This window comes from Rhizobium sp. NFR12 (assembly GCF_900108545.1).
GTDB classification, from domain to species: Bacteria; Pseudomonadota; Alphaproteobacteria; order Rhizobiales; family Rhizobiaceae; genus Neorhizobium; species Neorhizobium soli.
Genome location: NZ_FNWM01000004.1, coordinates 46406 through 67647 on the forward strand (window position 1 = coordinate 46406; position 21242 = coordinate 67647).

At 60.1% G+C, this 21242-nt stretch carries 19 protein-coding genes; 4 read left to right on the plus strand and 15 right to left on the minus strand.

Annotation, left to right across the window (positions count from 1 at the left end; all coding sequences use genetic code 11):
* Nucleotides 1-2: 2 nt before the first annotated feature.
* Together BLW69_RS16590 and BLW69_RS16595 are read left to right on the plus strand one after the other, a co-directional pair.
* Nucleotides 3-1442 carry an oligosaccharide flippase family protein gene (locus tag BLW69_RS16590; RefSeq protein ID WP_092663597.1) on the plus strand — a complete coding sequence of 480 codons (1440 nt, stop codon included), beginning with the start codon at nucleotides 3-5 and terminating at the stop codon, nucleotides 1440-1442.
* Nucleotides 1443-1567: 125 nt separating this feature from the next.
* Entirely contained in the window at nucleotides 1568-2698 is a 1131-nt protein-coding gene (locus tag BLW69_RS16595) for a polysaccharide pyruvyl transferase family protein (protein WP_092663599.1), read from the plus strand.
* A gap of 15 nt (nucleotides 2699-2713) precedes the next feature.
* Here BLW69_RS16595 and BLW69_RS16600 read toward each other — a convergent pair whose 3' ends face one another.
* The 3 genes from BLW69_RS16600 to BLW69_RS16610 all read right to left on the minus strand — a co-directional run bounded on the left by BLW69_RS16600 (nucleotide 2714) and on the right by BLW69_RS16610 (nucleotide 4646).
* Nucleotides 2714-3334 (minus strand): transglutaminase-like cysteine peptidase, encoded by a 621-nt coding sequence (locus tag BLW69_RS16600; RefSeq protein WP_244508872.1) that lies wholly within the window; start codon nucleotides 3332-3334, stop codon nucleotides 2714-2716.
* Nucleotides 3335-3467: 133 nt separating this feature from the next.
* Nucleotides 3468-3848, minus strand: coding sequence for a hypothetical protein (locus BLW69_RS16605; RefSeq protein WP_092663601.1), 381 nt, complete (start codon nucleotides 3846-3848; stop codon nucleotides 3468-3470).
* A gap of 360 nt (nucleotides 3849-4208) precedes the next feature.
* Nucleotides 4209-4646, minus strand: coding sequence for a BA14K family protein (locus BLW69_RS16610; RefSeq protein ID WP_092663603.1), 438 nt, complete (start codon nucleotides 4644-4646; stop codon nucleotides 4209-4211).
* A gap of 205 nt (nucleotides 4647-4851) precedes the next feature.
* Here BLW69_RS16610 and BLW69_RS16615 point away from each other — a divergent pair, with 205 nt between their 5' ends.
* Nucleotides 4852-5940 (plus strand): calcium-binding protein, encoded by a 1089-nt coding sequence (locus BLW69_RS16615; RefSeq protein ID WP_092663605.1) that lies wholly within the window; start codon nucleotides 4852-4854, stop codon nucleotides 5938-5940.
* A gap of 21 nt (nucleotides 5941-5961) precedes the next feature.
* On the opposite strand, the gene BLW69_RS16620 is transcribed toward BLW69_RS16615, so the two are convergent.
* From BLW69_RS16620 to BLW69_RS16645, 6 genes are all read right to left on the minus strand, one after another.
* Nucleotides 5962-7767 carry an ABC transporter ATP-binding protein gene (locus tag BLW69_RS16620; RefSeq protein WP_092663607.1) on the minus strand — a complete coding sequence of 602 codons (1806 nt, stop codon included), beginning with the start codon at nucleotides 7765-7767 and terminating at the stop codon, nucleotides 5962-5964.
* A 2-nt stretch (nucleotides 7768-7769) separates the two neighbouring features.
* A complete protein-coding gene (locus BLW69_RS16625) occupies nucleotides 7770-8633 on the minus strand; it encodes an ABC transporter permease (protein ID WP_062579007.1) in 864 nt (287 codons plus the stop codon).
* Nucleotides 8630-9571: an ABC transporter permease gene (locus BLW69_RS16630; RefSeq protein ID WP_162759435.1), complete on the minus strand. Its 942-nt coding sequence runs from the start codon at nucleotides 9569-9571 to the stop codon at nucleotides 8630-8632. The genes BLW69_RS16625 and BLW69_RS16630 overlap by 4 nt, the downstream gene beginning before the upstream one ends.
* 31 nt (nucleotides 9572-9602) lie before the next feature.
* Nucleotides 9603-11132: an ABC transporter substrate-binding protein gene (locus BLW69_RS16635; RefSeq protein WP_175487289.1), complete on the minus strand. Its 1530-nt coding sequence runs from the start codon at nucleotides 11130-11132 to the stop codon at nucleotides 9603-9605.
* A gap of 62 nt (nucleotides 11133-11194) precedes the next feature.
* On the minus strand, nucleotides 11195-12676 hold the full coding sequence (locus BLW69_RS16640; RefSeq protein WP_092663611.1) for a M81 family metallopeptidase: 1482 nt from the start codon (nucleotides 12674-12676) through the stop codon (nucleotides 11195-11197).
* 365 nt (nucleotides 12677-13041) lie between these two features.
* Nucleotides 13042-14130 (minus strand): D-TA family PLP-dependent enzyme, encoded by a 1089-nt coding sequence (locus BLW69_RS16645; RefSeq protein WP_092663613.1) that lies wholly within the window; start codon nucleotides 14128-14130, stop codon nucleotides 13042-13044.
* A 136-nt stretch (nucleotides 14131-14266) separates the two neighbouring features.
* On the opposite strand from BLW69_RS16645, the gene BLW69_RS16650 reads away from it, so the two are divergent.
* Nucleotides 14267-15130 (plus strand): MurR/RpiR family transcriptional regulator, encoded by an 864-nt coding sequence (locus BLW69_RS16650; RefSeq protein ID WP_062453874.1) that lies wholly within the window; start codon nucleotides 14267-14269, stop codon nucleotides 15128-15130.
* An 18-nt stretch (nucleotides 15131-15148) separates the two neighbouring features.
* Here the strand turns inward: BLW69_RS16650 and BLW69_RS16655 are convergent, their stop codons facing one another.
* From BLW69_RS16655 to BLW69_RS16680, 6 genes are all read right to left on the minus strand, one after another.
* Entirely contained in the window at nucleotides 15149-15544 is a 396-nt protein-coding gene (locus tag BLW69_RS16655) for a RidA family protein (RefSeq protein WP_082476182.1), read from the minus strand.
* Nucleotides 15545-15661: 117 nt separating this feature from the next.
* Nucleotides 15662-17422 (minus strand): putative bifunctional diguanylate cyclase/phosphodiesterase, encoded by a 1761-nt coding sequence (locus tag BLW69_RS16660; RefSeq protein ID WP_162237961.1) that lies wholly within the window; start codon nucleotides 17420-17422, stop codon nucleotides 15662-15664.
* Between the two features lie 171 nt (nucleotides 17423-17593).
* Nucleotides 17594-17797, minus strand: a complete 204-nt coding sequence (locus BLW69_RS16665) for a KTSC domain-containing protein (RefSeq protein ID WP_062579001.1) — start codon at nucleotides 17795-17797, stop codon at nucleotides 17594-17596.
* A gap of 170 nt (nucleotides 17798-17967) precedes the next feature.
* On the minus strand, nucleotides 17968-18735 hold the full coding sequence (locus BLW69_RS16670; protein WP_062579000.1) for a polysaccharide deacetylase family protein: 768 nt from the start codon (nucleotides 18733-18735) through the stop codon (nucleotides 17968-17970).
* A gap of 120 nt (nucleotides 18736-18855) precedes the next feature.
* Nucleotides 18856-19890 carry a UDP-glucose 4-epimerase GalE gene (gene galE / locus BLW69_RS16675; protein WP_092663615.1) on the minus strand — a complete coding sequence of 345 codons (1035 nt, stop codon included), beginning with the start codon at nucleotides 19888-19890 and terminating at the stop codon, nucleotides 18856-18858.
* A 165-nt stretch (nucleotides 19891-20055) separates the two neighbouring features.
* The gene (locus BLW69_RS16680; RefSeq protein ID WP_092663617.1) at nucleotides 20056-21231 is read right to left on the minus strand and encodes a pyridoxal phosphate-dependent aminotransferase; all 1176 of its coding nucleotides are present in this window, start codon (nucleotides 21229-21231) and stop codon (nucleotides 20056-20058) included.
* Between the last annotated feature and the right edge of the window lie 11 nt (nucleotides 21232-21242).

Genomic DNA, 21242 nt, shown 5'->3' on the forward strand with positions numbered 1-21242 from the left:
ACATGTCTTACTTGAAACTGGCAATCAAAGGTACGAGCTGGTCGCTTGCGCAGGTGCTCGTCGAGCGGCTGACGCAGACCGTCGTGTTTCTGATCGCAGCAGCCCTGCTCGGTCCGCACGAGTTCGGTGTTGCGGCCCTCTCGACTGCGCCCGCCGTGATCATGGCGTCGACCCTGCAGTCCGGAAGCCAGATCATCATCCAGCGGCGACTGCTCGAGGATGAATTCATCAATTCGGTCTTCGGTCTCTTCCTGCTGCTCGGCCTTTGCGGCTCGGCTTTGCTGCTGATAGCGAGCGCGCTTCTTGGCCACTGGGAAACCTTCTCCGGCCTCAGCGCCATGGTTGCCGTGACCTCGATCGCTCCCCTCGTCGCAGCGTTCGCGGTCGTGCCGGAAGGCCTGCTGGCGCGCGATTTCGCCTACAAGGTGCTGGCGGTCCGAAAGTCGGCTGGATTGCTCGTTGGCGGGATTGTCTGCTGTTCGCTTGCCTTTTCGGGGTTTGGCGCCTGGAGCATCGTTGCACAAGTGGTGATCGCGCCTGTGATTGCAGCGATCATCAGCATTGCGGTGGCGGGCTGGAAGCCAACGGCTCTGCCGGCCTTGAATGCCATGCGGTCGGCGATGCGGTTTTCATTCTCCATCATCGGAATGTCCGCGGTTACGCAGATCAACATACGGTCTGCGGATCTGGTGGTCGGCCTTGTCGCGACGCCGACGGCAACAGGTGTTTTCAGGCTATCGCGCACGGTCCTGGATCTTGCGACAAGTCTTTTCCTCAATCCCATCAACAACGTCCTGCTTCCGATCTTTTCCAGAATGGCTGGAGACCGGAAGCGGATGACATCGACCATGTGGCGGTCTTGCGGCGTGACGAGCCTGATCGCTTCGATCCCGTTCGTCGCGTCCGCGTTCTCGGCGCCCATCATTGCCTTGACGATCTTTGGCGAGAAGTGGCCGCAACTGCCGGAAACCATCACCTTGATGCTGTTGTCGCTGCCGTTCATCGCAGTGATCGTGCCGTTGCAAACCTTTCTTGTCGCGACAGGTCATCCCGGGTTTGCCTTCCGCAACAATCTCTACCAGGCGATTGCCAACATTTCGATGATCGCGGTCGGGGCTTACTTCGGAATATTCTGGGCCGCCGCCATGTTCAGTCTCAGATGTTGCCTGGGAACGGTCGCGCTTCTCTTCACCGTGGAGAAGACCTTCGGGGACATCGCGGCCTCCGACGGCATGAAAACCATGCTGCCTGCGGTCCTTGCTGTCGGTGTCATCGGGATGCTGGCGGTCGTGCTCTCGACGTTTCAGCTCGATCTGCAAGATAGACGCGTTGCCGTCGCGTTTACGCTCACCGCTTGCGGGATGTACGCGGTCTTGTCGGCATTCGCATTTCACGACCGTATCAAAGCAATCATCGAGATCTGGAAATCACGCCGCGGCTGACGGGGCGAACACATCCGATACTTCGACCGGTTCTCTGCCGGGCAACAGTTTGTTAATTTATAAGGGGGTCTCACTTGTCGAACATAGCGGTTGTCTGCGCTTTTCTCCCAAGCAGAAACACGGGAATGTATACCGTCGATCTGTCTGCAAAATCATTTTTCACCAAGCATTTCCCCGGGCACAACATCCAGTATTACTGCCTGGGCGATATCGACAAGATTGGATACCGTGAAGACGAGCGGCACGTGTCCTATCTGCCGCTGCATCTCCACCTGAACGAGGTGCGTGAGGCGGATCTCATCGTTTACTGGGGCGATTTTCTCCATTCGAAACCCTATTGGGAAACGGATCTCGCCGGCTGGCTTGTCCGGGACGGTATCAGCGGCAGTCGCGCTGAGGCTATGGAGCTGATCTATCGTGCCTTGATGCTGGAAGACGCAGGTCCGGAGATCTTGCGCAAGGTCGTCGTCTACGGCGGTACCATCATCACGGTCGGGGCGTCCGAACTGATCGATCAACGGTACGCGGCAGCGCTCCGGCGGCTGGTGCGTGAAGCGTCCGGCATATTCTTCCGGGATGCTCTTTCGGCCGCAAAGGTTGCGCCGTTTCGTAGCGGTGGATATCCGCTCGGCACCGATTGCGCGCTGTTGCTGACTGCTGAGGATTTCGAGACTTATGGGCTGCTGACGGCGCCAGAGCAATCCGGAACTCACCTTGGTGTCTTCTTCGGACGGTCGAAATGGATCCTTCAGCCGCTGATCCTGGCGCGCGCGCTCGGCCAGCAGATGGAGACAAAAACCGTATGGTTGCCCTGGCTCCGTTCGGCTCCGCGTCAGTTGCCGCTTGCCCGGCTTGCGGGATTCCCGGCAACGCGCGAACCGCCGCTGCCGCAAGAAATCCTGAGACAGCTGATGGAGTGCAAGGCTGTCATCACCGATACCTACCATCTCTGCGTCAATGCCTGGAACCTCGGAATACCCGCGATCTGCATCGGTTACGGCGGCCAGAATATCGGCCATACGCTGGGAGACAAGAAAAAGGAAATTCTCTACAGCCAGTACGGCGCCAGCGATTTCTACGTTTACCGAGAGACGATATCGGGTTTTGCCTCGATCCCCGCAGTCGCCAGGCGATCCGCTGAAATTCTTGCCTCGGTCGAGATGACCGCGTGTGTTTCTACCGAGATCAGCAGGCACGCAACGGTCTCTCGAGACAGACTTATCGCGTCCTGCAGCTCGGTTCTCGCTTCCGCATAGCGGCGAGAACCAACTCTACCATTGATTGGAAACGAGGGTCGGGCGGTCGTTGGATGGCCCGATCTTGACCCAGATCCTGGGGCTCCTCTGCGACTGCATCATGATCCAGGTGAGGTCGGTCTTCTTCCACGGCTTGATTTCGGAAAACCGGTTGTCGAGCACCAGATCGCCGGCGGAAGTCTTTGCGACAAGCACGGCGTGTCCCTCTCCGGACCGCGTTCTTGCGACGGCCACCCGCAGCGAACCGGATGGCCAGCCGAGGGAGATCAGGTGTTTGCGCTTGGTCAGCGCGTAATCTTCGCAATCGCCTGAAGCGACATCGATGCTCCACTCGTCGGAGCCGCCTGCGTCGTTGACTGGACGCACGGTGCGATTGATGCCCGCGTTTACCGACAGCAGCTGCGCCCTGCGATCCTCGGTCAGCTCGACGATGCCGTCGCCGCCCGTATCGGCGCACTGTTCCTGGTTGCTGCGGCAGAATTTGGCAAAGGCGTAAGGCGCCAGCGCAAAACCGCTTTCCTGGATGCGCTGAACCGCGCCTCTGACATCGCGCATAATGCCGACCGGGCCAGCTGCCATCGTTACCGACGGCACCGCGATTAGCGTCAGGGTCATGAGTATCGAATGCAGCTTCATGGCTCGTCTCCAAGTGGAATGGAGAGAGATTTACCTGTATTCGCTGCATATCCCGTTTTGAGAATAGGTAAGATTTTAAACGTCGTGCATTTTTTCAGGCTGGCCGCGTCTTACAGTGTCGATGTGGCGTGGCTTACTGCACGGACAACGAAAAATCGCAGGGAGTCTTGCTCATCCATGCGCCGCGGGTCTGGAAGACCGAGAGCACGAAGGTCTCGTTGTTTTTCGCCGGTTCGGATCTCGTCGTCGGAAAGCGGCCGAAGTCCGCCATGAAACCGCGCTGCGCGCTGGTTTGCAGCTCCGCATTGCAATTGTTGTTATCGGCTTCGAGCTTGAACGTGACGATCCGGTCGCCGACAGACTTCAATGTGAAGGATGACCTCGATCCGCCAGTGGCAGTGCCGGACAGTACCTGCGCGTTTCCATCTTCGGACAGGATGACTTCGCGTGGCGGCTCTTTCGCGGACAAGGGCGCTGCCGACAACAGGAGAACGAGAAGCAACGGTGAGCGCATTGATGGTCTCCTGAAAAACCATCCTGCTCACAGGCAGGCTCAAATAGCTATGGAATTCGCAGCCTGTGTTCAACCTGTGGGCGCAATATCACGAATTCTGGCCATCGGACCTGATCATCTAGCCCACGGCTGCGATCCGGCCTTGATCCGCGCATTAAAAAAGGCCGGAGCGTATAGACGCACCGACCTCCCTGCATTGCTCTCAGCCCTTGCGCCAGTACATCCGTGGTCGCCGACGAAAGCAATGTTGTAGCCATGATATGGTGGCCCTGTCGGGATATTCAACAGATGACCTGCACCAAAATACGAGGGCAGCGGCAAAAGGCGCTGCCCTCGTTTAGTTCTAAAAGCTATGAGCCCTTAGTTGTAAGGCGAATTGCACTGAGCGCGCATACCTGCACTCGGCACGTAGCTATTGTCCGACGCGCGGTAGCTGCGGTAGCGATCAGCACACCACTGGACGTGCGCGCGTGTACCTGCCCTGGCCGGGCGACTTGTCACGGCACCGCCGATGATTGCACCTGCGCCGAATGCTGCGAGCGGATACCAGAAACCATCCGAGTGACGGCGATAGCCGGGGCGGCGGTCGCGGAAGCCACGATGACCCTGATGCCATCCGCGACGATCACGCATTTCGCGGCGTTCACGCATGTCGCGACGGTACTGGACGTGTTCGACATCAGATACCTGTGGCGACTTCACCATCGGCAGAGGTGCTGCAGTGGCCGGCACAAGAGATGTGAGGCCGAGGGCAACGGCAAGCGAAGACGCGGTCAGAAATTTCGTAACAAGATGCATAGTATTTCTCCGTGTTATGAAGAGACAACTCATTGATGCATCAGCCAGTTCCCCGATCACGCGAGCGTGACGCGGCAGTTGGTGTGTCGTATGGTCCTGGCGAACCGTGAGATCGAGCAAGCAAACGAGGCGACCCAGCCACCGTTTAAATCTAAAATAATCATTCTCGCATAGTTCTGATAGCTGCAAGCGTGCGGAGAATACCATGGGCTTTTACGGCAACCCATTCAACTATCAGTACCAGTTTCCGAACCGGAATACGCCGTCCCAGGATAGCAGTATCATCAGTGTGGTCGATACCACTGCGGTCGCCGGTATCACCGTCGGTACCAAATCACTGTTTCAGCTGAAGTTGCAGGACAATTCGATCCGCTTCGAGTTTACCTCGTATGCCCTGTGGACCTCTGGCTACAAGGCAAACGCGGGTGACACCGCCAGCGCCGTGCAGTTCAACGGGCCGGTGTTTACCGATAGCAACAACAGCCTTTCCCCGATCGTCGGTGTCTCGATCAAGAGCAATATCGCTGGCCTCGACAGCAGGGATGTCTCTTTCGACGCCAACAAGATCGCGCTCGATTTTACCGGCATCCGGGCGGGACCGACATCCTACATCACGGTGACCGTGACCTTCAACGACCCCAAGCTCGGGGGCGACGGCAATGACCTGCTGAACGGCTCGCGTTACGCAGACATCATGTCCGGCGGCAAGGGCAACGACACGCTGATGGGCAGTGCCGGCATCGACAAGATGGACGGTGGCGCGGGGACCGATACCGTCTCCTACGCCAATTCCACAACTTCAGTGGTTGCCAGCCTCGCCTCGCCGCAGGGCAATACGAACAATGCCAAGGGCGATACCTATACGTCGATCGAAAACCTCATCGGTTCGCAATATGCCGACGTACTGTCGGGCGACAAGGGCGCAAACGTCCTGTACGGCGGTCTTTCGAACGATCGCCTGACAGGCGGCGAAGGTGCGGACAGTTTCGTGTTCGACACGCGGCTGAACAAGAAGGGCAATGTCGATACGATCACCGATTTCTCCGTCGCGGACGATACGATCTGGCTCGACTCCGGGATATTCACCAAGGCAGGCGACGTCGGAGATCTTGCATCGGATGCGTTCCACGCAGGCACCGCGGCCAGCGACGCATCCGACCGGATCATCTACGACAAGGCGACCGGTCGTCTCTACTACGACGCCGATGGAACCGGCAAATACGGGCAGATGCTGTTTGCCACCGTCGACAAGGGCCTCAACATCACCGCAGCAGACTTCGACATCATTGCCTGAACGTGTCCGGCACGCGGGTGCTTACGCCGCCTGCTGGACGAAATGACCCGGCGAGACCTCGAGATAGGTGCGCTTCGGCGCCACGTAATCGAGCGGCCTAACGGGGCTTTTTATCTCTTCGGACAATGGTGGCGGCGTCTCACCGCGGCGTGACGGGTCGGGAACCGGCACGGCGGAAATCAGCCGGCGGGTATAGGCATGCTGCGGATTGTCGAAAATCGCCGACCGCGGCCCGATCTCCACGATTTCTCCAAGGAACATGACAGCGACCCGATGGCTCATGCGCTCCACGACGGCCATGTCGTGGGAGATGAACAGGTAGGCCAGACCGTGTTTTTCCTGAAGCTCGAGCAGCAGGTTGGAGACCTGCGCCTTGACTGTGACGTCGAGAGCCGAGACCGCTTCGTCGGCAACGATGAATTTCGGCTCCAGCGCGAGCGCGCGCGCGATCGAGATGCGCTGGCGCTGCCCGCCCGAGAATTCATGGGGATGGCGATCGGCCATCGCGGCTGAAAGCCCCACCTGTTCCAGCAGTTCTGAAACCCGCGCCTTGGCCTCGCGCTTGCCCATCATTTTATGCGCAAGGATCGGCTCGGCAATGGCCGAACCGACGGTGATGCGCGGATTGAGCGAGGCAAACGGATCCTGGAAGATCATCTGCGAATTGCGACGCATGGTTCGCAGATCGCGCGTGCCCGCCTTGGTCACATCCTGGCCGTCGATCACGATCGAGCCGGCGGAGGGATTGAGCAGACGGATGATCGCGCGTCCGGTCGTCGACTTGCCGCAACCGGATTCACCGACCAGCGACAGTGTTTCACCGGGGCGCAGATCGAAGGATACGTCTTCCACCGCATGGACTCGACCATTCGGCAGGTCGAAGCGGACGGCGAGATTTTCCACCCTGAGGATCGGTGCGACGGTCTGGGAAACCGGTTTCATTTCGCGGCCGTCGGTCGCCACGCCCGTCGCAGGATCGACTTCGGGGAAGCGCTTGGGCGCCACGCACGCGCCCATCGCGCCGAGGCGCGGGATCGAGGCGAGCAGCGACTTCGTGTAGATCGCCTTCGGACTTGCGAAGATCTCGGTGGTGGGGCCGGTCTCGATCATGTCGCCGCGGAACATCACGACCGTGCGGTCGGCAATCTCGGCCACCACGCCCATGTCGTGGGTGATGAACAGCACGCCCATGTTTTCCTCGCGCTGCAATTCGCGCAGCAGGTGGAGGATCTCGGCCTGGATCGTTACATCGAGTGCCGTCGTCGGTTCGTCGGCGATCAGCAGTTTCGGACGGCAGGCAAGTGCCATGGCAATCATCACGCGCTGGCGCATGCCGCCGGAGAACTTGTGCGGATATTCGTGCAGCCGCGCCTTGGCGGCCGGGATGCGCACCCGCTCCATCAGCCGCACTGTTTCGGCCTCGGCTTGGCTCCACGACAGGCCGCGATGCAGGACCAGCGCTTCGGCAATCTGGTTGCCGATGGTGAAGACAGGATTGAGCGAGGTCATCGGCTCCTGGAAGATCATGCCGATCGACCCGCCGCGGACCTTCCGCATTTCGGATTCGCTTGCGGCCAGCAGGTCCTTACCGTCGAGCAGGATTCGGCCCTCGGTGCGCGAGCGTCCCGGCGGCAGGAGCCGCATGGTGGAGAGCGCCGTGACGCTTTTGCCGGAGCCGCTTTCACCCACGATCGCCACCGTCTCACCGGCATCGACGGACAGGCTGATGTTGCGGATGACGGCCTTCCATCCTTCCGGCGTCTTGAAGGAGGTCGTCAGGTTTTCGACCGACAGAACAGGCGGGGTCGTTTTTACTGTGTCGGTCATGATCAGCTTTCCTTCGCCAGCCGTGGATCGACGAGATCGCGCAGGCCATCGCCCAGCAACTGCAGGGAGAGAACCGAAAACACGATGGCAAGGCCTGGAAACACCATGAGCCACGGAGCGTTGTTCATGTATTCGCGCCCTGACGCGAGCATCGTGCCCCAGGTCGGCATGTCAGTGGAAACACCGACGCCGAGGAAAGAGAGGCTCGCTTCCGCCAGCATCGCCGAGGCGAACACGAAAGTTGCCTGCACGAGGATGGGCGATGCGAGGTTGAGGAGAACGTGGCGGAGCAGGATCTGCCATGTGGGCAGACCCATGGCCACAGCTGCCTCGATATAGGGCAGTTCGCGCAACACCAGCGTCGAGCCGCGGATGATGCGGGCAAGACGCGGCGCGTAGGTGATGCCGAGCGCCAGGATGACGGTCGTGAGCGACGGACCGAGTGCCGCGACGAGCGCGATCGCGAGCAGGATATCGGGAAACGACATCATCGCATCGAGGAGGCGCGAAATCGGCGCGTCGAGCTTGCGGAAGAAGCCGGCAGCGACACCCAGAATGACCCCGAGAACCGTGGAAATGGCGACCACGCCGAGGCTGACCATCAGCGAGATGCGGCCTGCGAAGATGGCGCGCGAAAAGATGTCGCGGCCGAATTCGTCCGTGCCGAAGAAATTCGCCATCGACGGCGGCTTCAGCTTGTTGACGATCGACAGCTTGTTTGGCGCGTAAGGGGCGACCCAGGGCGCAAGCAGTGCAGCTGCAACGACGACCACGAGAATGATGGCGCCTGCCAGCATCGCGCGGTTTCCGAACAGGCGGCGAAGGCTTGACGCGAAGGGCATGGAGACGGAGGCCATGGTGTTCATAGGCGCACCCGCGGATCAACGATGATGTAGAGCATGTCGACGATGAAGTTGATGAGAACGTAGATGGCGGCAACGACGAGCAACGCGCCCTGGATGACCGGATAATCACGCCGCAACACGGCCGAGACGACGAGGTTGCCGACGCCGGGAAGGCCGAACACGGTTTCCGTCACGACGGCACCGGCGACCAGCATGGCAACCGACAGGCCGATGACGGTGATGATGGGGATCAGCGCGTTCTTCAAGGCGTGCTTGAGGATAACGCGGCCTTCGCCCGCTCCCTTGGCTCGTGCCGTGCGGACGTAATCGTCGCCGAGTACATCGAGCATGGCGGCGCGGGTGAAGCGAGTGATCAGCGCCGAGTTGACGACGCCGAGTGCCACGGCCGGCAGGACGAGGTGATGCAGGCGTTCGAAGAACGGCGTGCCCGGACCGCCGTAGCCGGAGGCCGGGAACCAGCCCTGCCCGACCGCGAAGATCTGGATCAGCATCAGGCCTAGCCAGAAGCTCGGCACGCTTGCCGCAACCATGGTCAGCGTCACCACGATCTGGTCGAAGATCGTGCCGCGCTTGACGGCGGAGAGAATGCCGACGGGAAGCGCGATGGCGACCGCGATCAGGATCGAGAACAGGGTGAGGAAGAAGGTCGGCTCCGCCCGCGCGGCAAGGGCAGTCGTGACCGGCTGGTTCAAGAAGATGGACTGACCGAGATCGCCTTTCAGAATGCCCAGTACGAACTGGCCGTACTGAACGAGCATGGGCGCATCGAGGCCCATGCGGGTGCGCAGCTGCGCGATGTCTTCCGGGGTCGCATCCGACCCCAGCATGACAGCGGCAGGATCGCCAGGCGTCACGCGAACGATGATGAAGACCACCGTCACGACGAGGGCGAGCACGATGGCCATGCCCCCCAGCCGTTTCAAAAGTGCCTGTGCGATCCTTGCCATAGCCAGTCCCTAGTTATCCAGCTTACTTCTTCGGGCTCACGTTCCAGAAATGCGGCCAGTAGGTCGGCTCATAACCGGAAACGCCGTTGGCGAGACCCGAAACACCATTGAAGTTGCCGACCTTGTAGAGCGGCGCATCGTCGTAGATGACCGTCTGGATGGCGTCCCATGCGGTCTTCTTGGCGTCGTCGGTCGTGGCGTCCATGTAGGTCGCAACGGCCTTGGTCTTCTGCTCGGAGACGTACCAGCCCGGATAGGTGTCGGTGATCGTGTTGATCGTGGTCGGATCGCCCGGGAAGTTGGAGTGGGTGATGAAGATATCCCACTGCTTGGCATCGGCACGACGGGTCGTGAGCGTTGCCCAGTCAACCACCTGCAGATCGACCTTGAAGCCTGCAGCTTCCAGATAGGCCTTGGCGACTTCGCCGATCTTGTAATGGAATTCGTACTGGCGGCTGGTCATCAGGCGCAGCGGCTGGCCATCGTAACCGGCAGCCTTGAGCAGCTTGGCAGCTGCTTCCGGATCGCCTTCGCCATAACGGGCAACGCCCGCTTCGGTGTGCCAGAAGGAGCCTTCCGGAAAGATCGAGGCATCGACGCTGAAGAAGCGGTCGTCGGAGAAAGCGGCGAGCATCATATCCGATGCGTTGAGCGCTGCCTGAACGGCCTGACGGAGTTCCTTCTTAACCAGAAGGCCTTCCTTCATGTTCATGTTCATGGATGCCCAGCCGGCATTCTTGAAGATGACTGGCTTGGCATTGCTGCTCTTTTCGACGCGCTCATAGGCGCTGACCGGCAGCGAGTCGGCGAAATCGAACTGGCCGGAGATGAGGCCTTCGACGCGGGTATTGGCGTCTGGAACCGGCACGAAACGGATTTCCTTGGCGATCGCCTCGCGCTTGCCGGCATAGTTGCTCGGCTCACCCTCAGGCGACTTGTAGCCGTCGAAACGGACGAGCTGGGTGTACTGGTCGGGCTTGCGTTCCTTCAGCGAATAGGGACCCGTGCCGACGAATTCGGTCAGCGTATCGGCGATCTTTTCGGATGGCAGGATGACAGACGCCTGCGACAGGGTTGCGAGCAGCGGCGCATACCGCGACTTCAGCTTGATGACGATGGCATGGTCGCCATCTTCCGCGATGCTTTCGACGACGCCGGCAACCTGCTTGCCCTTGGAATTGATCGTCATCCAGCGCTTCAGCGACGCCGTGACGTCCTTGGAATCGAAGTCGCTGCCGTCGTGGAACTTGACGCCTTCGCGCAGCGGGATCTTGTAGGTGAGGCCATCTTCCGAAAGCGTCGGCATGGCGGCGGCCAGAAGCGGCACGGACTTCCACTCGGCGTCATAGGTGTAGAGCGTTTCAAAAATGTGCTGGTCGATGGTCAGCACGATATCGGTCGGCGTCTGCATCACGTCGAGCGACGGCGGCTCGCCGATCGTCGCAACCGTCAGCACGCCGTCGCCGGCCTGGGCATTCGCCTGTGTCAGCGCCAGGCTGCTGGTGCCGGCCAAAGCCGCCAGCGTCATGAGAACAAGTGCACTCTTTTTCATTATCATCCCCTTGTTGTCTTCAGTGATCAAATCCCGGCCGGCTTTCCTGTCCGGTCGAAAATTCAGGCATCCAGTCCCAGCGGATCGGCGACGCGTGGCCATATTTCGAGGCTCGCTTTGCGATAGGGCGTCGTTGCGGGATTGGTCGGGTAACAGGTCGGCGCGGCGATATAGACGATCTCAGACGAGACCGGCTGGAAGCCCGCGTGAAAATGGTTCGTCGACTTGACGAGCAGATAGGATTTGGCCGCAAAATCGATGCCCTGATTGGCAAAGATATCGGGCTGGTAGGTCTGAGTGCGGCTGGTGATCAGCACGATATCGATATGGCTGCCGACCGGGCGCACGACGGCGGTGCTGCCGAGCGTGACGCGGCTGTTGCGAAAGCTCTGCCAGCCCGCATCGAAGACGCTTTGCACCGTGACGCGCAGATCGAGCGGTTCACCGCCTTCCGGGCCGGATTTTCCACCGATGCGCAGGCTGAGTTCGGCGCCCTCTCCCGCCGCCTGGCAGAAGGTGACGGCAATCGGATCCCAGATGGTCGCAACGGCGAAATCGTCCATGCCGCGCTCCATCATCCGGCGCAGGATGAAGGTTGCGTCGCCGGCCACGCCGCCGCCGGGATTGTCCCAGACATCGGCAATCGTTACCGGCACCCCGGGATGCGAGGAGCGGATCGAGACGGCCTTGTCGAGGCCCGCTTCGGTATCGAGCATGGGCATCGCGGTCTGCCTGCGCAGGCTGTAGAGCTCGCGTCCCAGGGAGGCTGCCAGCGCATCGCCCTTGGCCTTGTCGTTGTCCGTCACGACGACGATGCGGGTGCCCATGTCGGGCAGGTCGCCGGCCATGAAGCCGTGGATGACAGAGGCCGACAGGATGCCGTCCTTGCCTTCCAGCGCCTGCATGCGGTCGACGAAGGAGCGCATCGGCTCGCGGCTGGTCGGGAAAATCGTGATCATCCGGCAGTCGAATGTGGAGATGACCGGCTTGATCTTGCCCTTCAAGGCCTCCAGCGCCAGCTCGACCACGTGTTCGCCGCGCTGTTCGAAATCCGTATGGGGGAATTCGAGGAAGGCGGCCATGATATCGAGATTGGCGACGCGCAGGGGCGTCAGGTGACTATGCGGATCGAATTCGGCAGCAACCAGAACATCCGGCCCGACGATCTGCCGGACACGCTCCAGAAAATCACCTTCGGGATCGTCATAGCCCTGCGCTGCCATTGCACCGTGGAGGCCGAGCACGACGCCATCGACGGGAAGCGCTTCCGTCAGTTCGGAAAGGATCAGGTCGCGCAGCGCCTCATAGGTCTGGCGCTGGATCAGGCCGGCGGGCTCTGCCCAGCAGGACGTGCCCTCGATCACGGTAAAAGCTTCCGCCCGGCCTCGGCGGCGCAGAATTGGCACGACAGACGAGCACAGCGTCGGCGTATCCGGATGCTCGCCCGGCCCGGCGAAGAACGCCGCCTTGAAGGCGTTCATATCCGTCGGGACGGGAGAGAATGTGTTGGTCTCGGTCGCCAGCGAGGCGGTGAAGATGCGCATATGTCTTATCCGGACAGGTCCGACGGCATCAGGCTCCCATCACGGTCACCGAGCGCCAGCACCCCTATTGCTTGAATTTTGTCGATCGCCGGAGCAGGCATGCCATGCTCCGGAAAACCTCAGTCCCGTTTCTCGTTCAGTTCGCCCGCTCACCATTTTGGTGTAATTTATTTTCTTCATAATGCGTCAAAACCGGCTTAAGTCAACGAATTTCCAGAATATGCACCAATTTGTGTAATTTATTTTCTATAAGCCTAAATTCGGGGAAATTTTCACCTTCATGGCATTTCGCGCTGCGAACATGAAAAAGGGCGCCCGAAACAGGCGCCCCATTTTCATTCGGTCCGTAACGATCGATCCGGCGGTTACCAGACGGTGCCGCGCGCATCGACGTTTTCGACCCTCGTCACGATGCCGTTCCGGTGAAACACCATCCGGTCGAACAGGTTGGTGACGACGCAGGTGTGGTTCGGCACGACCTGCACGATCTGGCCGATCTCCGCAAACGGCACTGCACAGCCCGATAGATCGACCACCGCATGTTCTTCCGACAGCGACACGATACGCGCACCCTCGAAGCCGACGAGGGAGCCGTAATCCGAAAAGCCGAGCAGGTCGGAGGTCAGGGCCTTCGAGCCGCAATCGAGCACGGCCCGGTCCGCAGCCGGTTTCGACACGACCGTTGCCAGGATATGCATGGCGAGATCATCGGGCGTGCAGTGACCGGCGCGAACCATGCTGCGGTCGTTATAGACATAGGTGCCGGCACGGTGTTCCGTGGCGGAGGGGACCAGATGCGCCGAAAAGAGATCCGGCGAACCACCGCTGGACCGCACCGGGCATTCGATTCCCTTTCCCGACAGAAGCGACATGGTGGTTGCCATGAACTCCTCGACGGCCTCTGCGCCACCGATGGCCGGGTAGGTCATGATGCCGCCGAAGCGCAGGCCCGGCGCCGCTGCAATCTTTTCGGCGAGAGCCACCGCCTGTTCCGGCGTCTGCACGCCGCAGCGTTTTGCGCCCGTATCGCATTCGATCAGGACCGTCAGCGGGCGATCGGTATCGAACGTGGCTGCCAGGCCCGATACGGTCGCGTCACTATCTGCAACGACCGCAAGCTTTGTCACGCGCGCATTCAGCGCCTTGAGGCGAGCGAGTTTTGCAGCCCCGAGAATGTTGTAGGTGATCAGGATGTCGTCGAAACCGGCATCGGCGAACACTTCGGCTTCGGTGACCTTCTGGCAGTTGAGGCCGACGGCACCGGCTTCGATCTGCTGGCGGGCGACGGCTGCAATCTTGTGGGTCTTGATATGCGGCCGGAACGTCTTGCCCTGCGCATCGCAGTAAGCCTGTACCCGCGCAATATTGGCCGCAAGCCGATCCTCGTCGATCACAGGCATCGGCGTTGCAATCTGATCAAGCGGCGTGCCGGTTTCAGGCCAGGGATAGTTCATGATGTAAACCTCTGTGGGCGTGGCTGGTTTCGTTGATGCTTGCCCGCTTTGTGCTATCAGGGCAAGAACTGGTGAAATTCATTTTCACGATCGTGATGTGCTTCGTGTCTGCGCCAATTTTCGAGGAAAGTACCTGATGGATCTGTTTCACGCGCTTTCCGACGAAGACGGCAGGCTCTCGAGCCTGGAGACCAAACTGGCGCAGTTTGCGCTCGCCAATGTCGATTTCGTGGTCAATTCGTCGATCAGCGATCTGGCCGAGCGCGCCGGGGTCTCGCCGCCGACCGTGACCCGGTTCTGCCGTCGGCTGGGGTGCCAGGGCTATTCCGATTTCAAGGTGCAGCTGGCCAAGATGGCCTATGTGGGCCTGCGCTATCTGAAACCGGAAGCACCGACCGCGACGGTGGAAGAGGTTGCCCAGGACATCATCTCGAAAGCCCAGAACGCGCTTTTCGACCTGCACCGGCAGCTCGATCTCGCCGCGATCGAGAAGGCGGCGCAGATGCTGCGCGGCGCCGACTTCATCCAGGCATTCGGTGCCAGCGGCAATTCCGCGATGGTCGTCAACGAGCTGCACAATCGCCTCTTTCGTCTCGGCTGCCGCATCAATGCATCGAACGACCACAACATGAACCTGATGATCTCGGCGGCGACCCAGCCTGGCACGGTCGTGTTCGGATCGTCCTATACCGGCCGCGACATGGGTCTCGTGCAATGCCTCAAGCTGCTGCGTCAACATGGCATTCCCACCATCGTGATGACGCAGCGGGGCTCGCCTGTCGCCGATGCGGCCGACCTGACGATCGCCATCGACATGCAGGAGGGCAAGAACATCTTCCGCCCCACCTCGACCCGCTTTGCCTATCTCGCTGCGATCGACATCCTCGCCAACATGGTCGCCTATGCCGACCGCAACATTGCGCTCAAGGCGCTGCGCAGCATCAAGGAAGAACTGGTGCGCAACCGCGACGGCGACGACCGCCAGCTTCTCGGCGACTGACGGTCGTCATTGACACAATCAGTCGATCGGCTTGTAGGCGATCACGTCCATCTCGACCTTGGCATCGACCATCAGCGGCGACTGGACCGTCGAGCGTGCCGGCGGATGATCGATGAAGTGCTTCTGGAACACGGCGTTAAAGCTGGAGAAGTCACGGGCATCGTCGAGCCAGACGTTGACCTTCACGACGTCGGCGAGCGTGCAGTCCGCAAGCGCCAGCACGTCTTTGATATTGGCAACGACCTGTTCGGTCTGGGCCACGATGCCACCGGTCACCACTTCGCCATCCACCGTCGGCACCTGTCCGGAGACATAAACGAAATCGCCGGCGCGGACCGCCTTGGCAAATGGACGTCGCTGGCCGCCCGCCTGGGCATCCGCAGCAGCGAGACGTTCGATCTTCTTCTGGCTCACGAGGCTCTCCGTAATTTATTTTCACCGATCACGGGTCTAGCACTGCCGAGATGCTGATTTCCAGCACCTCGGGGGAATACGAGAAAATTATTTACGGTAGTTAAAACTGCTCGGATATCAGCGACGCCTTGCCGAAGACGCGCGCGAACCGGTCGGCGCCGTCGTATGGCGCTTCTCCAAGCGCTTCTCGACGACATGTGCCGGCTCCGGCCGGCCAAAGGCAAAACCTTGCAGCAGGTCAACGCCAAGACTTGCCAGCACGTCCGCATGGCCGAGCGTTTCGACGCCCTCGGCGACGACTTCCATGTCCAGCGTCCGGGCGATATCGACCAGTGCGGCGACCAGGCGCTGCTGGGGCAGGCCATCCAGCATGGGCAGGATGAGCTGCCGATCGATCTTGACGCGGTCCGGGCGAAGCTTGATCAACCCGAGCAGTGAGGCATGGCCCGAACCGAGATCGTCGATCTCGATTTCAATCCCAAGCGACCGGATCGCATCGATATTGGCTCTGATCTCCGGTGTGAGCTCATCGAGGAAGATCGTCTCGACCAGTTCGAAACTCACCTGGCCTGCCGGGATATCGAGACGCTTGAGCTTTTCCTCCAAATCAGGATCGGAGAGGCGGGAGGCCGACATGTTGACGGACACGCGCGGCAGAGCAAATCCCTCGGCTTGCCATCGCCTCAAGTCGGCAAGGACGAGGCGCAGCATGATTTCGTCGATTTCGTCAATCAACCCGTTCGTCACCGCAGTCGGCAAAAATGCGCCGGGTGGTTTCAGCTCTTCTCCATGTTTCCACCGCACCAGCGCTTCGAGGCCCTTGATCGCGCGGGTCCGGGCATCGACCTGTACCTGGTAGAACGGCACGAAATTGCCGTTGGTGATGGCGCTGCGCAGCTCGTAGAGGATGTGTTTTTCGGCGATCGATGCGGCTGCCATGGCGGGCGAGAACCATTCGGCGCGGTTGCGTCCGTTTCTCTTGGCCTCATAGAGCGCGAGATCGGAACAGGCGAGCAGTCCGGTGACATCCGACGCCGAGGTTTGCGCCACGCCCATCGAACAGGTGACAACGACATTCTTGCCGTTGAGAAGAACGGGTGATTGTAGCTCGGCGCGGATTTCGGCGACGATCTTCTCCATCGCGTTGAGGCCGCGGTCCATCGAAACGATGGCGAATTCGTCACCCCCCAGCCGCGCCACGATATCTCCCGGGCGGCTTGCCTGCTTCAGGATCGACGCGACATGGGCGATGACCACATCTCCACAGGCGTGGCCATATCGGTCGTTGATTTCCTTGAAGTTATCGACGTCGAGATGGCACAGCGACACGAAGTCCAGCTCACCGCGTTTTGCAAGGCTGGCACATATCGCGTCGAAGCTGCGGCGGTTGAGAAGTCCGGTCAGGTGGTCGTGGTCAGCAGCATAGCGCGCTTCGGCGCGGCTCTGGTCTGCGGCTTCCCGCTCTTCCGCCAGTTGATGGCTTCGCATCACATCGTCGGTGACATCCCATTCCGCGCCGACGAAGCATGGCTCGCCATTCCCGTCGATGAAGAACTTTGCGCGTGAGCGAAGGTGGCGAATGGAACCATCCTGGCGGATGATCCTGAACTGCGACGCATAGTCTTCGCGGTTTTCGATTGCCTTTTCGAAGTGCGCATTGGCGGCATCTCGGTCGTCTGGGTGGACGCATTCGAGCCACACCACATCCGTCGGACCCTTCGGGACACCGTAGAGTTCCTGTAGCTGCTCATCCCACCGGGTCTGGTTCTTGCGCAGATTGTGCTGCCAGATGCCGATGCCGGAAGCCTCCAAAGCAACATTCAACTGGCGCAGGAGGTCGTCCAGTTCGTTGTTCGTCCAGATGCGTTTGTTTTCCATGGCTTGCTCTGCCGACATCAGTGGCGACGACAATAACAGCCATTACTTAGCGAATACTAAAACAATGTGCACGTGTTATTATGAGGGAGCTCTACCCTTTAAACACCGGCGATCCGCGTCAGCGAGATAGCTCAGGCCGTTCGCGACCGCCGAGCAACGCCGATTCGGCGATCAACCGAACATCGGGAACTTGGAACGTATGTTTTCGATGTAATACTGTCCTGGCGACCGGGACCCTGCCAATTGCTGGAACACCTGCACGGGTACCGTCTCGAATTCGCGAATTTGCCCGTTTTTCATGAACAGCCGGAGACGCTCTGCACCTTCATCATAAGCAGCAGCATCGAAGAGAGATGAGTTTAGCTCTGCTTGCATAATCGCACTCCTTAAACGGAGACAATAATGCAGTGCAGCATAAAAATTGCAAGAAAATTTAAGCTTAATTAAGTAATCGAGATGCTCACGCTCTCTTCGTTGCTTTCACATGAAATTCGGAGGAACGAGCAACTTCCGAGCCCTCCTTTTGAGGCTGATCCCGATCCACCTCAAAATAATCCAGGCAGCTTGGCGGTCGTCTCATGGTCGCCTGAGGCCTCGAAATCAGAGAGGCGAACGAATTCTGCGCCTCTGTTTTTCAGATCAACCAGTGCACGAGCGACCCCCTCGCCGGCGGCATGAGTCGGCTGGTTGATGTGTGAAATCACCACATCGCCATCCTTGGCAGCAGCAATCCGTTTTTCGGCAGCCGCGGCGCCGAGGAGCGAGCCATCATCGCCGTTCAGCGAATAGCCGGCGATCTTGAAACCCATGGCCCGGATCTCCCGGATGGCCGAGAGATCATATTTTGCCGTCGCGCCGCGGAACCAGTGCGGTCTAGGAAGACCGGCTGCAAGCATGGCGTCGGCCCCTCGTCCCACCTCGCGGCCGACAGCTTCAGGCGAGCCTGCGGCCGGTATGCCATAGATCGCGACCGGAATATCGACTGCGGGAATGTGGTTCTCGCCGTGATTTTCCAGCTCGAAGAGATCGCTGTTTTCACGCAGAACAGCGACCGTTTCCGGATTGTGCTTCAGCCACCGTGACGTGACAAAGATCGTTGCGGGAATTCTTTCACGAACCAGCGTGGTCAGAATACGCTCGTCGGCCTTGCCCATGCAGGCATCGAAGGTAAGGGCAACACGGATGTGTTTCGCATTTCCCGCAGGCGCCACCGTCAGACGCGGCTCGACCAGTTTCTGAACCGCCAGAGTGTCTGCTTTCGCCAAAGGCGCAAGACAGCAAAGGAGGATAGCGGCGGTGGACAAGAGGCGCATGGTCAGTTTCCGCAGGATCAGGTTGTTCCAGGATCCCGCTTTTAATCCCCTGCACGCCATTCGACTATGCGCATTCTCACGTATCAGCAATGCGGCCGCATCACTGCATCATGCTTGCGCTCAGAAGCTCGCCGACGCGAGCCGGGTGCGGATCGCACGGATGCTTTCCGGACGGCGATCGCCCAGTTCCCGTTCCCAGCGGATTGCGGTTTCGACGATCAGGTTGAGATCGTCGTGGCGCGGGGTCCATTCAAGAAGGCGCCGGGCGAGCGTCGCATTGGCGACGACGCTTGCTGCATCGCCCGGGCGACGCGGGCCGTAGTTGATGTCAAACCCGCGGGCTCCGGCTTTCTTGACAGCCTCGAGCACTTCCAGCACCGAATAGCCGCGCCCATAACCGCAATTGGCGATCAGCGGTTCGCCGCCACGACGCAGATAGCTCAGTGCCTTCAAGTGCGCTTCGACCAGATCGGTCACATGTATGTAGTCGCGCACACCGGTACCATCGGCTGTCGGATAATCGGTGCCATAGACATCGACGCCGCGGCGCTTGCCGAGAGCCGCCTCGCAGGCGATCTTGATGAGATGCGTCGCACCTTCCGTGGAAAGACCGGTGCGCCCAAGCGGATCAGCACCGGCGACGTTGAAGTAGCGCAGCGCGACGAAGCGGAAATCATGGGCTGCAGCCGCATCGCGCAGCATCAGTTCGGACATCAGCTTGGATTGACCGTAGGGGTTTTTCGGCAGCGTCGGCGCGCTTTCCAGAACTGGCGTGTCATCCTTCTGATCGCCGTAGACGGCGGCGGTGGAAGAGAAGACAAAATGCTTGATGCCCGCTTCGACGGCGGCTGCCGCCAGGAAGCGGGTCTTGCCGGTATTGTTCTCGTAATAATCCAGCGGATGCGCGACCGATTGCGGCACGACGATCGAGCCTGCGAAATGCAGGATAGCGTCGATGTCATTTTCAGCAAAGATCTGCTTTAAGATGATGGAATCGCCGACATCACCCAGATAGAAGCGCGCCTCGTCCGGAACCGCCCAGCGAAAGCCTGTCGACAGCCGGTCGAGCACGACGACATCCTCGCCAGCGTCGAGCAGCGCCCAGACCATGTGACTTCCGATATACCCTGCACCACCCGTGACCAGAACAGCCATTTTCTCGCCCCTGCTTTTTTCTTTCGCAGAGAGAAACACGGCCGTTCTTCAGCAAACCTTACCACCGGGCGGGGCCGCCGGGTTTAACGCGGAACACGGAAAACACGGCGTTCAGGCGATCGATAAAATTTTACAGACCGCCCTCTTTGCGGTGATGGAGCGGGGTTAGAGGCGCTTGATATAGTCCGCCAACCGACCGGCGGCTTCTTCGACATGGGCCGAATTGCGCAGAAAACAGGCCCGCAGAAACAGTTCGCCACCCTCTCCGAAGGCAGAACCGGGCGCCAGCGCCACGCCGATCTTGTCGACGATGTCCAATGCCGTCAGGCGGCTGTCGGTTACGCCATCCACCTTCAGGAAGGCGTAGATCGCGCCATCCGGTTTCAGCGTCTGCACGCGGTTGGTGGCGATCAGCGCATCGCAGAGGATATCGCGGCCGGCGACGGCGCGGGCCACGTTCTCGTTGACGAAGCCATCGCCTTCGTTCAGCGCCACGACCGCGCCGCGCTGCATGAACTGGGCAACGCCCGAATTGGAATACTGGATGAGGTTTTCAATCACTTGCCCCATTTCCGGCGGGGCCACCAGCCAGCCCATGCGCCAGCCGGTCATCGACCAATTCTTGGAGAAGGAGTTTGCGAAGATGATCCGATCGCCCTCTTCCATGATGTCGAGGAAGGACGGAGCCCTTGCCGCACCACCGTAGTAGTAACGTGCATAGATCTCGTCGGCGATGATCCAGATCCCATGTTTGCGGGCGAGCGTCAGAATGTCTCGGAGATCATCAAGCGTTGCCGTCCAGCCGGTCGGGTTGGCGGGCGTATTGATGAAAAGGCCACGTGTCTTTGGTGTGATCGCAGCGTCCAGCGTGTCGAGATCGAGAGACCAGCCGCCGCCGGTAAAGGCAAGCGGCAGGCCGATGGCGGAAGCGCCGGAAAGCTCGATCGCGGAGATGATGTTCGGCCAGGTCGGCGAGAGGTAGATCAGTTCATCGCCCGGCGAGGCGATCGCCTGCACGGCCATCATGATCGCATGCATGCCGGAGCCGGTGACATAGAAATGCTCTGACGACAGCGTCTTTGAAAAATGACGCGTGTAATAGTCTGACAGTGCCTGGCGCAGTTCGGGAATTCCGCGCTGCCAAGTATAGAAGGTCTCACCGCCCAGAAGCGCGCTCGATGCCGCCTGATTGATGAAATCCGGGCTCGGCAGGTCGCCCTCGCCTGCCCATAGCGGGATCAGGTCGCGGCGGCCACCGGCGCGGGCGTGATTGATGATCTCGACAATACCGCTTTCGGGAGTGGAGACGGCGCGCGGGCTGAGACTTGCAATGATCGACATGGTTCCTGAAC

Coding starts and splice junctions, on each gene's coding strand:
- BLW69_RS16645 (WP_092663613.1), bottom strand. CDS start 14,130: ATGAACTATCCCTGGCCTGAAACCGGCACGCCGCTTGATCAGATTGCA.
- BLW69_RS16680 (WP_092663617.1), bottom strand. CDS start 21,231: ATGTCGATCATTGCAAGTCTCAGCCCGCGCGCCGTCTCCACTCCCGAA.
- BLW69_RS16635 (WP_175487289.1), bottom strand. CDS start 11,132: ATGAAAAAGAGTGCACTTGTTCTCATGACGCTGGCGGCTTTGGCCGGC.
- BLW69_RS16620 (WP_092663607.1), bottom strand. CDS start 7,767: ATGACCGACACAGTAAAAACGACCCCGCCTGTTCTGTCGGTCGAAAAC.
- BLW69_RS16590 (WP_092663597.1), top strand. CDS start 3: ATGTCTTACTTGAAACTGGCAATCAAAGGTACGAGCTGGTCGCTTGCG.
- BLW69_RS16625 (WP_062579007.1), bottom strand. CDS start 8,633: ATGAACACCATGGCCTCCGTCTCCATGCCCTTCGCGTCAAGCCTTCGC.
- BLW69_RS16650 (WP_062453874.1), top strand. CDS start 14,267: ATGGATCTGTTTCACGCGCTTTCCGACGAAGACGGCAGGCTCTCGAGC.
- BLW69_RS16615 (WP_092663605.1), top strand. CDS start 4,852: ATGGGCTTTTACGGCAACCCATTCAACTATCAGTACCAGTTTCCGAAC.
- BLW69_RS16600 (WP_244508872.1), bottom strand. CDS start 3,334: ATGAAGCTGCATTCGATACTCATGACCCTGACGCTAATCGCGGTGCCG.
- BLW69_RS16610 (WP_092663603.1), bottom strand. CDS start 4,646: ATGCATCTTGTTACGAAATTTCTGACCGCGTCTTCGCTTGCCGTTGCC.
- BLW69_RS16670 (WP_062579000.1), bottom strand. CDS start 18,735: ATGCGCCTCTTGTCCACCGCCGCTATCCTCCTTTGCTGTCTTGCGCCT.
- BLW69_RS16640 (WP_092663611.1), bottom strand. CDS start 12,676: ATGCGCATCTTCACCGCCTCGCTGGCGACCGAGACCAACACATTCTCT.
- BLW69_RS16665 (WP_062579001.1), bottom strand. CDS start 17,797: ATGCAAGCAGAGCTAAACTCATCTCTCTTCGATGCTGCTGCTTATGAT.
- BLW69_RS16595 (WP_092663599.1), top strand. CDS start 1,568: ATGTATACCGTCGATCTGTCTGCAAAATCATTTTTCACCAAGCATTTC.
- galE (WP_092663615.1), bottom strand. CDS start 19,890: ATGGCTGTTCTGGTCACGGGTGGTGCAGGGTATATCGGAAGTCACATG.
- BLW69_RS16605 (WP_092663601.1), bottom strand. CDS start 3,848: ATGCGCTCACCGTTGCTTCTCGTTCTCCTGTTGTCGGCAGCGCCCTTG.
- BLW69_RS16660 (WP_162237961.1), bottom strand. CDS start 17,422: ATGGAAAACAAACGCATCTGGACGAACAACGAACTGGACGACCTCCTG.